This window comes from Fodinicurvata sp. EGI_FJ10296, assembly GCF_040712075.1.
GTDB lineage: Bacteria > Pseudomonadota > Alphaproteobacteria > DSM-16000 > Inquilinaceae > JBFCVL01.
Genome location: NZ_JBFCVL010000008.1, coordinates 26,651 through 41,812, shown reverse-complemented (window position 1 = coordinate 41,812; position 15,162 = coordinate 26,651). Strand labels below are relative to the sequence as shown.

Below are 15,162 nucleotides of genomic sequence, written 5' to 3'. Positions count from 1 at the left end.
TAAGTATACACCATATCCATGGCTGCCCGGATGATGCAGCCGGAATGATCGGCTCCCAAGGTGACAATATTGCAACAATTGGCTCTTTCGGTTGGAGGGTCAGGCGGGTATTGTCACTCGCACAAGGCCCCGGACCCGAAAACAAGGGGCGCCCTCGGGAAAGGCAATCGACACACTTGCCTCGGAGAAAGACAGTTATGGCCAGCGCGACAGGCACCAGCAACGGACCTCGTACCACCTATGACAAGATCTGGGACGATCATGTCGTCGTCCCGCCGTCCGACGACGGCCAGGGACTGATCTATATCGACCGCCATCTCGTTCACGAGGTCACGAGTCCCCAGGCTTTCGAGGGGTTGAGTCTCGCGGGGCGCAAAGTGCGGCGTCCGGAATCGACGCTCGCAGTGCCGGATCACAATGTTCCGACATCCGACCGCAGCCGCGGCATCGTCGATGAGGAAAGCCGGATTCAGGTCGAGACGCTGGAAAAGAACTGCGCCGAATTCGGGATCGAGATATTCGGCATGAACGACCCCCGCCAGGGCATTGTTCATATCATCGGTCCGGAGCAGGGCATGACCCAGCCGGGCATGACGATCGTATGCGGCGATAGCCATACCGCGACGCATGGGGCGTTCGGCGCCCTGGCATTCGGCATTGGCACGTCAGAGGTCGAGCATGTTCTGGCGACCCAGACCCTGCCGCAGAGCAAGGCCAGGAACATGCGGATCACCGTTGACGGCGAATTGCCGATCGGCGTGACCGCGAAGGACATCATCCTGGCGATCATCTCCAAAATCGGCACCGCAGGCGGTACCGGCCACGTGATCGAATATGCCGGATCGGCCATCCGTTCGCTGTCGATGGAAGGCCGGATGACCATTTGCAACATGTCGATCGAGGCAGGCGCCCGCGCCGGGATCATCGCGCCGGATGAGACCACGATCAACTATGTCAAGGGCCGCCCCATGGCGCCGAAGGGTGCCGATTGGGACCGGGCCGTTGCCTATTGGCGCAGCCTGACCACTGACGAGGGCGCGGTTTTCGATACTGAAATCCATCTTGACGCCGCCGAGATCGAGCCGTCGGTGACCTGGGGCACCAGCCCGCAGGACGTCGCCCCAATTTCCGGCGTTGTTCCTTCGCCGGATGATTACGCCGAGCCGGGCCGTCAGCGGTCGGTTCAGCGTTCACTGGAATATATGGGGCTGACCGGCGGCACACGCATGGCCGACGTCGCCGTCAACACCGTTTTTATCGGCAGTTGCACCAACGGTCGCATCGAGGACCTGCGACAGGCGGCAACCGTCGTCGAGCGGCAACTGGCCAAGGGTGGCCACGTGCCCGCGAATGTTCGGGCGATGGTTGTGCCCGGCTCCGGTCTGGTCAAGAAACTGGCCGAGGAAGAAGGCCTCGACAAGATTTTCGTCCAGGCCGGCTTCGATTGGCGCGAGCCGGGTTGCTCCATGTGTCTGGCGATGAACGCCGACAAACTGGCGCCGGGTGAACGCTGCGCTTCGACCTCGAACCGCAACTTCGAAGGTCGTCAGGGACGTGGCGGCCGGACGCATCTGGTCAGTCCGGCCATGGCGGCGGCGGCCGCTCTTACCGGTAAACTGACTGATGTCCGCACCTTGATGGCCGACTGAGAGATGGCCGGCTGATTTTTGACGGCAGACGACGTTCTGGTCCGCCCGTGCAGATAGCGCGGGCGGACCTTTCGTGTCACGACATTGGCGTTTGACACTGCGCATATATGTTGATATCAACTTTTAGTGTGAGACACGCGCGCTGCCGCCGTTCGGGTACACTGGCGCACCACAGGAGAGAAGTGCCATGGTCTATGTCGAAGGTTTCGTTGCCGCCGTGCCGATCGCCAACAAGGAAGCGTACCGGGCTCATGCTGCCAGTTTCGTGCCTATCATCAAGGAGTCCGGCGCGACTCGCGTGGTTGAGGCCTGGGAGGACGACGTTCCCGATGGCGAGGTAACCGACTTCAGAAAGGCCGTGAAAGCGAAGCCTGACGAAGCCGTCGTGTTCTCGTGGTTCGAGTATCCGTCCAAACAGGCGCGGGATGCCGCCAACGCCACGATCATGAACGATCCGAGAATGAAGGAAATGGGCACATCCATGCCGTTAGACTGTCAGCGGATGATCATGGGCGGATTTGAAGCCCTGGTCGAGGAGGGCAGTGCCGGTGGTGGGGGGTATGTCGAAGGATCCGTCATGGTGATCCCGAACGGCAGCCGCGAGGCCTTTCGCGCCATGGCAGAGCAGGCGGTGACCGTGCTGAAGGAATGCGGTGCCATCCGCACCATGGATACCTGGGGCGATGACGTTCCCGACGGCAAGGTTACTGACTTCAAGCGCGCGGTTAAGGCCAATGGCGACGAGACGGTCTCGTTCGGCTGGATCGAGTGGCCGTCGAAGCAAGTGCGCGATGAAGGCTGGGAGAAGGCCATGGCCGATCCGCGCATGAATCCCGGCAATAGCGACATGCCGATGGACGGCAAGCGGATGATCCATGGTGGATTCGTGCCGATCCTTGACGAGTAGGATCGGCCGCGTGGCTATGGACGGAGGTCGACGCCCGGGCGCAAATGGCGGAACGCCAACTGCGTCAGGTCGGCGGTGACTGGGCCGGGCGCCTTGACGACCAGCACTTCGCGGGCGATCGGCTGATAGTCGGCGCGGAAATGAACCGAGCTTTTGACCACGATTATGTGCATTTCCGCAGGGTCAAGGCCGGTGTGGCGGATGACCGCCTGATCGGCGACCTGGGCCTTTCGTGAGGTCACGATCACGCGCACACCATTGATCCGGAGCACGGCGGTCGGGCCGAACGACAGGGCATTGCCCCGTTGCATAGGGCCGGTCCCGATCGTGCGGCCATCGGTCAGGCGTTCCACGACAAACCGGCCTCGCACCGGTTCGATGTCCGGCTGATCGGTGCCCGCGCCGAGGGCCAGTTCCAGATTGGCACCGATGCCAGCCTTATGGGCGGCAGCAGCGGCATCGGTGTCCTTGATGATCGCGACCAGCGCATCCTTTGCGCCGGCATCGATCAAGGCCTGAAGGATGCCGGTCGTGTCGGCTTCGCCGCCGCCGCCGGGGTTGTCCTGCGTATCGGCAAAGATGAACGGTTTACCGGACGGCGGTGCTCCCATGGCGTGGGCGATGGCGTCCGCCGGGGTCCAGAGTGTACCGGCGAAGCCCGGCCGCGATGCCGTCATCAGCGCATCGATTTCCTTGAACACAGATGCGACGCGTGCCTCGTCGGGGCCGAAAACCGCCAGCGCCGGGCCGCAATCGGCGATATCCGCCAGCGGAAAGCCAGGGCAGAAGCAGACAGACACATCCTCGTCGATTGCCAGGTGGTCGATACGGTCCATGATCGACCGGCCGGGTTCGATCATGGTGCACTGCCAGTTGATCGCAATCAGGAACGGAAATTTGCGAAACCGGCGATGCCACGGTGTGCCGTCCGCGATCCGGGCCAGCAAGCCGCGCATGGCCCTTGCACCGGTCACCCGCATGTCGATATGCGGATAGTGACGATAGGCGTCGATCAGATCCGCCTGCCGGACCATGGCGTCGGTCACATTGGCGTGCAGGTCGACGCTGACCGCGATGGGCACGCCGCCAACACGCTCGCGGACCCGCGCGATCAGCGCGCCTTCGGCATCCTCCAGACTTTCAGTCACGGCGGCGCCATGCAGATCGAGATAAACGCCGTCGAGCGGACCCTCGGCCAGAACAGCGTCCAGTTCTTCCAGCAACATGGCGGCAACGCGCTCGAACGCATCGTCGGTCACACGGTTCGCCGGCGTGGCCATGCACCAGGACAGTGGTACCGGATCGTGCCCCGCCTCCCGGGCTGCGTCGATGGCGCCGGCGATTGGCACGCTGGTGCCGGAAACCGTGTCGAACAGGGCCGCGCCCCGTGTCATCGGTGGCCAGCCGCCGGGGATCTCGAATTCGGCGAACGGCGTGTTTTTCGGAGCGAAGGTGTTGGTTTCGTGCTGGAAACCGCCGACGGCGATGCGAGCCAAGGCCTGTTCCTTTCAAGTTGGGTCGAGTGCGGGTCGTAGCCGGTGAGTTCAGACGGCGGCGGCGCAGGGCCACGGCTGGTGGGGGCTCGCAGCGCCCTCGGCGCGGTTCGTGCGCGGATCGAACCGGAGGACCGAGGCGATGGCGTAAGTCGTCGGATGCACGCCGTTTTCCATCTCGACCGTGGAATGGGCGGCCCTCAACGCGGCGAGGGCGTCGGGCGGCAGCTTCGGATCGACGCTGACGTCGGAGCCGCCGCTGACGTCGATTCGCGCCTGAGCCAGAGCCTGTTCCGGCGACAGGCCGAGATCGGTCAGGAAGGCAATCATCTGCAGCACCGCCCCGATGATTCGCCGCCCGCCGGATGCCCCGATCGCCGCGATCCTGCCGTCGGCGTCGATGCCGATCGTCGGCGCCATGTTGGCCAGCGGCTTGACACCGGCGGCGATGCTGTTCGGCCGGCCGGGCTGCGGGTCGAACCACAGCATTCCATTATTCATTAACAGGCCGGTTTCGGGCAGCACGACCGCGCTGCCGAAACGCGACAGCAACGTCTGGGTCCATGACACGGTCATGCCGTCGGCGTCGGTTGCGGCCAAATGCGTCGTGCAGCTTTCGCCGCCGCCGGCCCCGTGGCCCCGCAGACGTTCCGCGAAGGCATCGCTCAGGGCCGTTGCGATGGCTGGAAACAGGTGCGCGGCATCGGTGTTCGCGGCATCAAGCATGCCGTCCAACAAGGTCAAGGCGCGCGACAGCGTCGGGCCGCCCGTCAGGCCCGGGGTCGTGAAGACGGTCGTATCGCGATAGGCCGTTCGGTCGGGTTTGCGCCATGCAGCCCGGTATGCCGTCAGATCCGTCTCGGAAAGCGGGCCGCCCCTGGCCGAAACGTCGGCGGCGAGGGCGCGGGCGAGGGGGCCATCGTAGAGCGCCCGCGGTCCCTGATCGCGAATTGTAGCCAGCGTTTCCGGCAGCGCCCCCAGGGACAGCCTGGTCGGCGTCGCGGCAATGCCGGGCGTGGGTGGAAAGCCGTCGGGCAGATAGATGTCGCGGGTTTCCGGCTGCGACGACAGCCGACGTGCCTCTATGGCGATGTTCAGCATGGTGTACCAGTCGACCGGCAGACCGTCAGTCGCGATCGCGCGGGCGGGGTCGACCAGATCGGCCCAGTTCAGCCGGCCGAACCTTTCGTGCGCCAGACGATAGCCATCGAGGAGTCCCGGAACGCAGATCGATTCCGGCCCTGTCATATTCCGGTCGTCGACAACGGCGGGCCACGGAAACATCGAAGGGGTGGCAGGCGGCGGGGCAGTGCTGGCAGCCAGCGCATAGCGTGATGGATCGACGCCGCCGGATGAAATCATCGCGGCGTCCAGGGCAATCGGCGTTTCGGCACCCGGCGGCCGGATCAGCATGACGCCGCCGCCGCCGACACCGCTCATCCACGGTTCGACGACACCGAGGACGAAACCGGCCGCAATGGCGGCGTCGACGGCACTGCCGCCGGCCCGTAACGTCTCGCAGGCCACGTGCGCTGCCAGTGGATGATGGGCCGTCACGACGCCGCCAGCCGACGATGCGGCGGCCTTCGATACAGCCCATTGCTCGGTTGCGGGCCCGGACCCCGTTGCGGACAGTGCCATTGTACCCGGTATCCTGTTGTTCGCGGTCGTTCCGCCTGATGCATTGGCAGGGTTGAGCGTACACACGGCGCTGGTGTCGGCAAGGTTATTTCGGCCGGATCGTTTTGCACGGGAAGTGTCCCGACCGGGTTGGCGCCCGGTGAATTGTCGGATAGTCTCCTCGGCGGTCACATCGAATACCGTATCCCGAGGAACGCCGAATGAAGCTCAAGAATAGCGCGACGACGCTGGGGGCGGGATTTGCCGCCGCATTATTGGCCACTTTCGCGCAGGCGGAAGACGTTACTGTCGTGTGGGACACGTCGAACAGTATGTGGGGTCAGATCGACGGCGAATCGAAGATTGAGATCGCCCGCCGGGTGATGGCCGATACGGTGGGCGAATGGGTGGCCAGTGGCGCTGATGTCGGCCTGGTCGCTTATGGCCACCGCCGGAGCGAGGATTGCAGCGATATAGAGACCGTTCTGCCGGTCGGGCCGCTCGATCCCGATACGTTCCTTCAGGCGGTGAACGGATTGACGCCGCGCGGCATGACGCCGCTTTCCGACGCCGTGCGCCACGCTGCAGGCGAAATGTCGTCGGGTGAACGCCCGGCTACCGTGGTGCTGATTTCCGACGGTATCGAAAGCTGCGATGCCGATCCGTGCGCTGTCGCTGCCGAGCTGGCGGAGATGGGCGTCGATTTCAGAGTGCATGTCGTGGGTTTCGACGTCGCCGATGTCGCCGATCCCACGCAGCTGCAATGTATCGCGGAGAATACAGGCGGCCGTTTCTTTACTGCCGACTCCGCCAGTGAACTCAGCAGTGCTCTCGTTCAGGCCGCTCAGGAAGTGCAGGCCCAGCCGGAGCCGGAGCCGGAGCCGGCCCCCGAACCGGAACCGGAGCCCGAACCCGAACCGATCGACGTCGGGCTGAGCGCGCCGGAATCCGTCGTTATGGGGTCGGTGTTCAACGTGAGTTGGGAAAACTCGGCCGAACCGCGTGACTATGTGACCATCGTTCCGAGCGGCGCTGACGAAGGCACATATGAGGAATATTCCCATGTGCAAGACGAATTCTCCGCCGATCTGACCGCGCCGGCGGATCCCGGCCTGTACGAAGTCTGGTACGTTGTGAGCGACGGACGCCGCACTGTCGCCAGCGTGCCCGTCGAAGTCGTGACGCAGGACGTGTCGGTGTCGGGTCCGGGGACCGTCGCAACGGGTGCGCCTTTCGAAGTGACGTGGGAGAACGCCATCAACGGGCGTGATTTCGTAACGATCGTGTCGACGGAAGCGGCGGAGGGCGAATACGGCGACTATTCCAATGTGAGCGATTCAACGTCGGCCACACTGACCGCGCCCGCCGAAGCCGGGCTCTTTGAGATTCGTTATGTTCTGAGCGAAGGACGCCGCACACTGGCGACGGCCCCCATCAAGGTTGCCGAACAGGATGTGACAGTGGATGCGCCGGAAACGGCGGTGACGGGTTCCGATTTCTCCGTCGAATGGGATGGGGCGATCAACGAACGCGACTTCGTGACCATCGTGCCGCTGGACGCCGAAGAAGGTGAGTACACCGACTATGTGCGGGTCGGCGACGATAGCCAGGGCAGTCTCCGCGCTCCGGCGGAACCGGGTTTCTACGAGATCCGGTATGTGCTGGATGAAGGCCGGCGGACGCTGGCCAGCGCGCCGATCGAGATTGTGACGCAGGAGGTTTCCGTCAGCGGTCCGGAGACGGCGGTGGCCGGTTCCAGCTTCGGCGTGGCATGGGAGGGTTCGATCCACCCGCGCGATTTCGTCACCATCGTGCCGCTGGACGCCGCCGAGGGCGAATACGGCGACTATGTCCGGGTCGGGGACGACGACACGGACGGTGATCTGCGGGCGCCGGCCGAGCCGGGCTTTTACGAGATCCGGTATGTGCTGGATGAAGGTCGGCAGACGCTTGCCAGCGCGCCGATCGAGATCGTGACGCAGGAGGTTTCCGTCAGCGGTCCGGAGACGGCGGTGGCCGGTTCCAGCTTCGGCGTGGCATGGGAGGGTTCGATCCACCCGCGCGATTTCGTCACCATCGTGCCGCTGGACGCCGCCGAGGGCGAATACGGCGACTATGTCCGGGTCGGGGACGACGACACGGAGGGCGATCTGCGGGCGCCGGCCGAGCCGGGCTTTTACGAGATCCGGTATGTGCTGGATGAAGGCCGGCAGACGCTGGCCAGTGCGCCGATCGAGATCGTGACGCAGGAGGTTTCCGTCAGCGCACCGGAGACAGCGGTGACGGGGTCCGATTTCCGGGTCGAATGGACCGGCACGATCCATCCGCGCGACTTCGTGACCATCGTGCCGCTGGACGCCGAAGAAGGTGAGTACGACGATTACGTGCGGACCGGCGACGATAGCCAGGGCAGTCTCCGCGCCCCGGCGGAACCGGGTTTCTACGAGATTCGCTATGTGCTGGACGAAGGCCGCCGGACGCTGGCCAGCGCCCCGATCGAGATCGTGACGCAGGATGTGTCGGTCAGCGCGCCTGAAACAGCGGTAACCGGGTCGGATTTCCGGGTTGAATGGAGTGATGCGATTCATCCGCGCGACTTCGTGACCATCGTGCCGCTGGATGCCGAGCAAGGTGAATATACCGACTATGTGCGGGTCGGCGATGACAGCCAGGGCAGCCTGACGGCCCCAGGGGAACCGGGTTTCTACGAGATCCGCTATGTGCTTGAGGAAGGGCGCCGAACGCTGGCGAGTGCGCCGATCGAACTGATCGCCGTCACGGCCGACATCACGCCGCCCGAAGACGTGGTGGCAGAGGCGCCGTTCACGGTGAGTTGGCAGGGGCCTGGCCGTCGCAACGACCGTATCCTGCTGGTTGCAACCGGCGGGAACACGGACTCCCCGATCGCCGAGCACGAAATATCCGGGGGCGGCGGCGATGTCCGGTTCGATCCACTCGCGGAAACCGGGCCTTACGATCTGGTCTATGTGCTCGGATCGGACGGTTCCGTGATTGCGCGGGCATCGTTCGAGGTCGGTCGGGTCGAGGCGACGCTCGACGCTCCGGCGACGGCTGCCGCCGGTGGCAGCGTGGAGGTCGAATGGACCGGTCCGGGCAACGACCGCGACCGTATTGCGATCGCCGAACCTGGCATGCCGACGATGCAGTGGCTGGACGCGGTCGGTACGGCCGACGGCAAGACCGTAACGCTGCCGCTGCCTGACGCCGCGGGGACCTACGAACTCCGCTATTTCGACTTCGGGAATCGCGCTATTCTCGTGCGGCGCGAGATTTCGGTGGAATGAGTCGGGGCGGCGCGATTGGCGGTGCTATCGCCGGTCGCGGCGCCGCCTGATCCAGGCGACCAGGAACACGATAGCGACGGCGGCGAGCGTCATAGGTGCCACGAAAATCATCACCGGGATCATGGCGATCGCCAGGGCCGCGATGACGAGAGCGGCCGCCAGAAGCAGCAGAACAACGATCGTGCCGGCGGCATTGCCGGCCAGTTCCTTCATATCCATGGCCCTATCCGATATCAGAGATCGGGGCGAATTGGAAATGCGCGCCCCTGGCAGCGTATCCGGGGCGTCTCCGGTCGATGCGGCGACGATGCCCCTCGCCATGGCGACAATGATCAGGTAAAAGGCGGACAACTTCGGGCAGACGGGTGCGGCTGGGCCGCCGCCGACGCTGCCGTCGTACCCTCAAAAGACGGAGCATTGCCGCTTATGGCCTCGTACCAATACATCTATCACATGAGCAATGTGTCCAAGACCTATCCCGGCGGCAAAAAGGTTCTGGATAACATCAATCTGCAATTCTATCCGGGCGCGAAGATCGGCGTGCTCGGCCCGAACGGATCCGGTAAATCGACCCTACTGCGCATCATGGCCGGAATCGACAAGGAAATCAGCGGCGAAGCCTGGGCGGCCGACGGCGTCAAGATGGGCTATTTGCAGCAGGAACCGCATCTCGACGAAACCAAGACGGTGCACGAGAATGTGCTGGAAGCGCTTGGCGAAGTCTACGATCTGGTCAAACGCTACGAAGCAGTGTCGCTCAAATTCGCCGAGATCACCGATCCCGACGAAATGAACGACCTGATCGAAGAGCAGGGCGTTTTGCAGGAGAAGATCGACGCCGCGGATGCCTGGGATCTGGACCGCACGGTCGAAATCGCCATGGACGCGCTGCGGTGCCCGCCGGGCGACAGCGACGTCAAGGTGCTGTCCGGCGGTGAACGCCGTCGCGTCGCCCTCTGCCGGCTGCTGCTGTCGAAGCCCGATATGCTGCTGCTCGACGAACCGACCAACCATCTGGATGCCGAGAGCATAACCTGGTTGGAACGGTTCCTGCGCACCTACACCGGCACCGTGGTCATGATCACCCATGACCGGTATTTTCTCGACAACGTTACCGGCTGGATTCTGGAACTCGATCGCGGTCGGGGGCTGCCGTACGAAGGCAACTATTCGGAGTACCTGGACAAGCGCCGCAAGCGTCTGGAACAGGAAGCGAAGTCCGAGGCGTCGCGCCAGCGCACGCTGGACCACGAACTCGACTGGATCCGTCAGGGCGCCAAAGGCCGCCAGACAAAGCAGAAAGCCCGAATCAATGCGTATGAGGATCTGCTTGCCCAGTCACGCGATCAGGCCCCCGGCAGCGCCCAGATTCTGATCCCGACGCCCGAACGCCTGGGCGACAAGGTTTTGCTGGCAGAGGATCTGACAAAGGGCTTTGACGATCATCTGCTGTTCGAGGGGCTGTCGTTCAACCTGCCTCGGGGCGGTATCGTCGGCGTCATCGGTCCGAACGGCGCCGGCAAGACGACCCTGTTCCGGCTGATTACCGGCCAGGAAAAGCCGGATGGCGGCTCGATCGAGGTCGGCGATACCGTCAAGCTCGGCTATGTCGACCAAAGCCGGGATAGCCTCAACGCCAATAAGACGGTGTGGGAGGAAATCTCCGGCGGCGACGACGAGATCGATCTCGGCAAGCGCAAGATGCCGTCCCGTGCCTATGTCGGTGCGTTCAACTTCAAGGGCGGAGATCAGCAGAAGAAGGTCGGCCAGCTTTCCGGCGGTGAACGTAACCGTGTCCATCTGGCGAAGATGCTGCGGTCCGGCTCCAACCTGTTCCTGCTCGATGAGCCGACCAACGACCTCGATGTCGACACGCTTCGGGCACTGGAAGACGCGTTGCTGTCGTTCCCCGGCTGCGCTGTCGTGATCAGCCATGATCGCTGGTTCCTGGATCGGATCGCGACCCATATTCTGGCCTTCGAAGGCGATAGCCAGGCTGTGTGGTTCGAAGGCAACTACGAAGACTACGAGGCCGATCGCCGCCGTCGTCTGGGCGCTGAGGCCGACCAGCCGCACCGGATCAAGTACAAGCCCCTAACCCGGTAAGCCTCACGCTCTGGCCGGGCCGTCGATGTCGATCGAATGGCCCGGTCGGGGGGACTACGCTGGCCATTAACGGGGTAGACGGCCTGTAAGCCGGGTTCTGTCCCGGGGCACATGGCCCCATGGATGACCATTCATCTGGGACGTCCGTCGCCGAACGCCTCGCGCGACCAACCCGGGCGGCGGGCGGGAACTCCCGTGGGCCTCGAAGGACCCTTCCGCCCCTATTCGGTCTTGCTCCCGGTGGGGTTTACCATGCCGCCCCCGTTGCCGGGGGCGCGGTGCGCTCTTACCGCACCCTTTCACCCTTACCGATTCGAAAACGGATCGGCGGTTTGCTTTCTGTGGCACTTTCCCTGAGGTCGCCCTCGCCGGGCGTTACCCGGCACCGTGTTCCCGTGGAGCCCGGACTTTCCTCCCCCGGCAGCGGCGAAGCCGGCCGAGGGCGGCCATCCAGCCGTCTACCCCGATCGCGGACAATAGCGAAATGCGCGCGGAACGAAAGCTTTTCCTAATGGTAGCCGCCCGACCCGCTGCGGACCTTGCCCCGGAAAACCCAATAGGTGATCGCGGTATATGTAAGGATCACCGGCAGCACGAGCAGGACGCCGATCAGCAGGAAGAGCTGCGATCCCTCGTCGGATGCCGCCTCCCAGATGGTGATCGAGGGCGGGATGACATACGGCCACAAACTGATGGCGAGGCCGAGATAGGATAACGCGAACAGGCCGAGCGAGCACAGGAACGGCGTGAATTCCCGCCGATTCTCGATGCCGCGATACAGCGTCCAGGCCAGAAGTGCCGTCAGCAGCGGGACCGGCGACAGAAACAGGATGTTAGGCCAGTCGAACCAGCGTGCGGCGATGTCGGGATCTGTAAGCGGGGTCCACAGACTGACCACGCCGACGAAGACGATGACGGCCACCAGCAATATCCGTGCGGCGCCATAGGCCCATTCCTGGGTTTCGTCTTCCGTCTTCATCACGATCCAGCTGGCGCCGATCAGGCCATAGCCGGCGACGAGGCCGAGCCCGGTTGCGAAGCTGAACGGCGTCAGCCAGTCGAAAGGCCCACCGACATAGCGGGTGCCTTCGACTTCGAATCCGCGGATGAAGGCGCCGAGGATGACCCCCTGGGAAAAGGTCGCCAGCGTCGATCCGAAAGTGAAGGCGATGTCCCACAGATAGCGCGACCGATGAGCCTTGAAGCGGAACTCGAACGCGACGCCGCGGAAAATCAACGCCACAAGCATGAACAGGATCGGCAGATAGAGGGCGGGCAGAAGAACTGAATAGGCCAGAGGAAAGGCGGCCAGCAATCCGGCGCCGCCCAGCACCAGCCAGGTTTCATTGCCATCCCAGATCGGGGCCACCGAATTCATGATGTCGTCACGGGCCGCATGATCCGGCGCGAACGGAAACAGGATTCCGATGCCCAGATCGAACCCGTCCATGAGCACGTACATGAACACGCCAACGGCAATAATCGCGGCCCATACGAGGGTCAGGTCGACCATGATTTGAAACTCCCAGCGTCGGTCCGAACGGGAACGATTTGTCTACTCAGCCGGTGACAGGCTTTCTTCGGGGGCCGAAAGCGGCCGTTTCGGATGGGCGCCGGTGGTCTCAGGAGACGCAATCGCCGGATCGTCGTCGGGGCCGCTTTGAATGATGCGCGCGATGTAATACGCGCCGGCGCTGAACACGGCGGCATAAACGACGATGTAGATCAGGAGCGACGCCAGTGCCATCGGCCCGGTCAGTGACGGCGTGACGGCATCTTCGAGACGAAGATAGCCATAAACCACCCATGGGTAGCGGCCCATTTCGGTCGTGATCCAGCCGGTCAGGACGGCCAGGAAGCCCAAAGGCAGCGTGGCGATGGACAACCGGTGGAACCAGTGTGCCGTGAACAGGGTGCCGCGCCAGCGCAGGATCAGGCTGATCATGGCCATGCCGGCCATGACGAAGCCAATGCCCACCATGATGCGGAATGTCCAGAACAACACCGGCATATAGGGCCGCTCGTCGGGCGCGAATGACGAAAGGCCGGGGACTTCGCCGTCGAGGCTGTGGGTCAGGATCAGGCTGGCAAGATTGGGAATGCCGAGGCTGTAACGGGTCACTTCGGCCTCCTGATCGGGCAGGCCGAACAGCAACAGCGGTGCGCCCGAGTGGGTCTCCCAGTGGCCTTCCATGGCGGCGACCTTGGCGGGCTGATTCTCGAATGTGTTCAGCCCGTGCATATCGCCGAAAATGATCTGAGCCGGGGCGAGCACGGCGACCAGCCAGAAGCTCATCGAAAACATGATCCGTGCAGGTCCGCGGAATTTTCCCTTGAGCAGATACCAACCGCCGACCGCGATCACGAAGAATGCCGTGGTCAGGAAGGCGGCGGTGACCATGTGCAGGAACCGCACACCGAACGAGGGGTTGAAGATGGCCGCAGCCCAGCTTTCGACATAGAACATGCCGTCGCGATAATCGATGCCGGCCGGGGTCTGCATCCAGCTGTTCGCGGCCAGGATCCAGAAGGTCGACAGAAAGGTGCCCACCGCGACCATGATGGCCGCGAACAGGTGAACGCCCCTGGGCACGCGATCGCGGCCGAACAGCAGAATCCCGAGGAACGTCGCCTCCAGGAAGAACGCCGTCACAACCTCGTATGCAAGCAACGGCCCGAAGATGTTCGACGCGGAATAGGCGAACTCGCTCCAATTCGTGCCGAACTGGAACGACATGACAATGCCGGACACAACTCCCATGCCAAAGCTGACGGCGAAGATTTTGGTCCAGAACCGCGACAGCCGGAGATAAACCGGATCGTCGGTTTTGTAATAAAGCCCTTCCAGGACTGCGATGAAGGACGCGAGACCAATGGTGAATGCGGGGAATAGGATATGAAAGGATACAACGAAGGCGAACTGTATCCGGGAGATTAAGAGCGGGTCCAAGTCCATAATCGACACCTTTTGCGGCGTTCGGGTACGGAAGGGAAACTATGTCGCCACTCTGGCAGGGCGTAGATGGCCTTTGGTCGCATGGACCGTTTTTTTGGGGGGCGAAGAACCGACCACCGTCGGCAGTGGCAAATGTAGCGCGAGATTTCCGCCTACGCGCTATGGGACTCACGGATCGATATCATCAGATTTTCTACCCCCTGATCGTCCCGGACGCAATGCAGCACTCAATGCTGCTCTGTAGAGCCACCGTCGTGCAGCAAGTTGGATTGCTTTTGCCGAACGCCGATAAATGGTTGATTTGGAGCAATTTATCGGCTGCATCCCCGGCGCCGTCCGGAAACCGACGCAAAGACTATCCGCCGCCACCCCTGCCGCCTGCAGTCCCAGACTTTGGGTTTCACAGATCAGGGTTTCCGCCCGCCAATTGCGCGGCGTTGTGAAGAGTGACGATTCACAGCTATGTCTATTGAGATAGTCCCGGCGCATGGCGCTCGATAGCGGCTAAAAAACGCCGTTCGTCAGATCCGGCATGTTGAAAGGTGCTCGACGTAAAGCCGATCCATTTTTGTTTCATGAAAGCAATTGTGCAGGGCACATTTTCGTTGAAGTCCCGGAAGGTATTGGCAACGTCTTCACGGTTTTCGGCACGCTCGATCTCTATATATCGCCATTGTTTATAAGAGCGGACCTGAACTTGCGATAACGCCTCCCAGGTGAGATGTAGATTGGCATCGGGGAGTGATAGCCCGGCATCATCGACTTGTAGCTGCTGGCCGCGGGCTCGGCGATAGTTGCGGGCGGTTGGAAATAGAAAATACAAGACCGGCCCCAAAAAGATTGCCAATAACAGGGCTGTTTCGATCAATGCTTCAATGCTGTTGCCGGCGATCAGGAATCGAGCGGCAAGAAGGGGGCCGCCGATGACCGCAGCGACGATCATCGTTTCGTAGAAGATGATCAAGAATGTCAGATTTCCACCGCCGAATCTGAATGACTCGACATCGCGATGCCGAGCGAAATCCGCGTCACCGTCTTCCATACCAAAACGCCTCATATTTCATGGTCTTGTTGTCGTCCATGAGAATAGTCGCGAAATGGTTATTGTTTTGTAACGGCCTTGCCG

General features: G+C 62.7%; 10 protein-coding genes and 1 other RNA gene. 4 read left to right on the top strand and 7 right to left on the bottom strand.

The window, feature by feature from the left end; genetic code table 11:
- Positions 1-197: 197 nt before the first annotated feature.
- Together leuC and ABZ728_RS17460 are read left to right on the top strand one after the other, a co-directional pair.
- The gene (leuC, locus tag ABZ728_RS17465; RefSeq protein WP_366657525.1) at positions 198-1,649 is read left to right on the top strand and encodes a 3-isopropylmalate dehydratase large subunit; all 1,452 of its coding nucleotides are present in this window, start codon (positions 198-200) and stop codon (positions 1,647-1,649) included.
- Positions 1,650-1,836: 187 nt separating this feature from the next.
- Complete coding sequence (locus ABZ728_RS17460; protein WP_366657524.1) at positions 1,837-2,556, top strand: DUF1428 domain-containing protein; 720 nt, start codon at positions 1,837-1,839, stop codon at positions 2,554-2,556.
- A gap of 14 nt (positions 2,557-2,570) precedes the next feature.
- On the opposite strand, the gene ABZ728_RS17455 is transcribed toward ABZ728_RS17460, so the two are convergent.
- Both ABZ728_RS17455 and ABZ728_RS17450 read right to left on the bottom strand, forming a co-directional pair.
- On the bottom strand, positions 2,571-4,052 hold the full coding sequence (locus ABZ728_RS17455) for a M81 family metallopeptidase (RefSeq protein WP_366657523.1): 1,482 nt from the start codon (positions 4,050-4,052) through the stop codon (positions 2,571-2,573).
- A 48-nt stretch (positions 4,053-4,100) separates the two neighbouring features.
- The gene (locus tag ABZ728_RS17450) at positions 4,101-5,690 is read right to left on the bottom strand and encodes a gamma-glutamyltransferase (protein ID WP_366657522.1); all 1,590 of its coding nucleotides are present in this window, start codon (positions 5,688-5,690) and stop codon (positions 4,101-4,103) included.
- 200 nt (positions 5,691-5,890) lie between these two features.
- Here ABZ728_RS17450 and ABZ728_RS17445 point away from each other — a divergent pair, with 200 nt between their 5' ends.
- Positions 5,891-8,974 (top strand): VWA domain-containing protein, encoded by a 3,084-nt coding sequence (locus ABZ728_RS17445; protein ID WP_366657521.1) that lies wholly within the window; start codon positions 5,891-5,893, stop codon positions 8,972-8,974.
- A 24-nt stretch (positions 8,975-8,998) separates the two neighbouring features.
- Here the strand turns inward: ABZ728_RS17445 and ABZ728_RS17440 are convergent, their stop codons facing one another.
- Positions 8,999-9,193, bottom strand: coding sequence for a hypothetical protein (locus tag ABZ728_RS17440; protein WP_366657520.1), 195 nt, complete (start codon positions 9,191-9,193; stop codon positions 8,999-9,001).
- 207 nt (positions 9,194-9,400) lie between these two features.
- Between ABZ728_RS17440 and ettA the strand changes: the two genes are divergently transcribed.
- Positions 9,401-11,080 carry an energy-dependent translational throttle protein EttA gene (gene ettA, locus ABZ728_RS17435; protein ID WP_366657519.1) on the top strand — a complete coding sequence of 560 codons (1,680 nt, stop codon included), beginning with the start codon at positions 9,401-9,403 and terminating at the stop codon, positions 11,078-11,080.
- A 70-nt stretch (positions 11,081-11,150) separates the two neighbouring features.
- Here ettA and rnpB read toward each other — a convergent pair.
- The 4 genes from rnpB to ABZ728_RS17415 form a co-directional block, all read right to left on the bottom strand.
- Positions 11,151-11,542: RNase P RNA component class A (gene rnpB / locus ABZ728_RS17430), an RNA gene on the bottom strand.
- A 46-nt stretch (positions 11,543-11,588) separates the two neighbouring features.
- Positions 11,589-12,593 (bottom strand): cytochrome d ubiquinol oxidase subunit II, encoded by a 1,005-nt coding sequence (gene cydB, locus ABZ728_RS17425; RefSeq protein ID WP_366657518.1) that lies wholly within the window; start codon positions 12,591-12,593, stop codon positions 11,589-11,591.
- A 42-nt stretch (positions 12,594-12,635) separates the two neighbouring features.
- Positions 12,636-14,036, bottom strand: a complete 1,401-nt coding sequence (locus tag ABZ728_RS17420) for a cytochrome ubiquinol oxidase subunit I (protein WP_366657517.1) — start codon at positions 14,034-14,036, stop codon at positions 12,636-12,638.
- 466 nt (positions 14,037-14,502) lie between these two features.
- Complete coding sequence (locus ABZ728_RS17415) at positions 14,503-15,078, bottom strand: hypothetical protein (RefSeq protein WP_366657516.1); 576 nt, start codon at positions 15,076-15,078, stop codon at positions 14,503-14,505.
- Positions 15,079-15,162 lie beyond the last annotated feature (84 nt).

Coding starts and splice junctions, on each gene's coding strand:
- ABZ728_RS17445 (WP_366657521.1), top strand. CDS start 5,891: ATGAAGCTCAAGAATAGCGCGACGACGCTGGGGGCGGGATTTGCCGCC.
- ABZ728_RS17450 (WP_366657522.1), bottom strand. CDS start 5,690: ATGGCACTGTCCGCAACGGGGTCCGGGCCCGCAACCGAGCAATGGGCT.
- ABZ728_RS17460 (WP_366657524.1), top strand. CDS start 1,837: ATGGTCTATGTCGAAGGTTTCGTTGCCGCCGTGCCGATCGCCAACAAG.
- ABZ728_RS17440 (WP_366657520.1), bottom strand. CDS start 9,193: ATGGATATGAAGGAACTGGCCGGCAATGCCGCCGGCACGATCGTTGTT.
- ettA (WP_366657519.1), top strand. CDS start 9,401: ATGGCCTCGTACCAATACATCTATCACATGAGCAATGTGTCCAAGACC.
- ABZ728_RS17420 (WP_366657517.1), bottom strand. CDS start 14,036: ATGGACTTGGACCCGCTCTTAATCTCCCGGATACAGTTCGCCTTCGTT.
- ABZ728_RS17415 (WP_366657516.1), bottom strand. CDS start 15,078: ATGGAAGACGGTGACGCGGATTTCGCTCGGCATCGCGATGTCGAGTCA.
- cydB (WP_366657518.1), bottom strand. CDS start 12,593: ATGGTCGACCTGACCCTCGTATGGGCCGCGATTATTGCCGTTGGCGTG.
- leuC (WP_366657525.1), top strand. CDS start 198: ATGGCCAGCGCGACAGGCACCAGCAACGGACCTCGTACCACCTATGAC.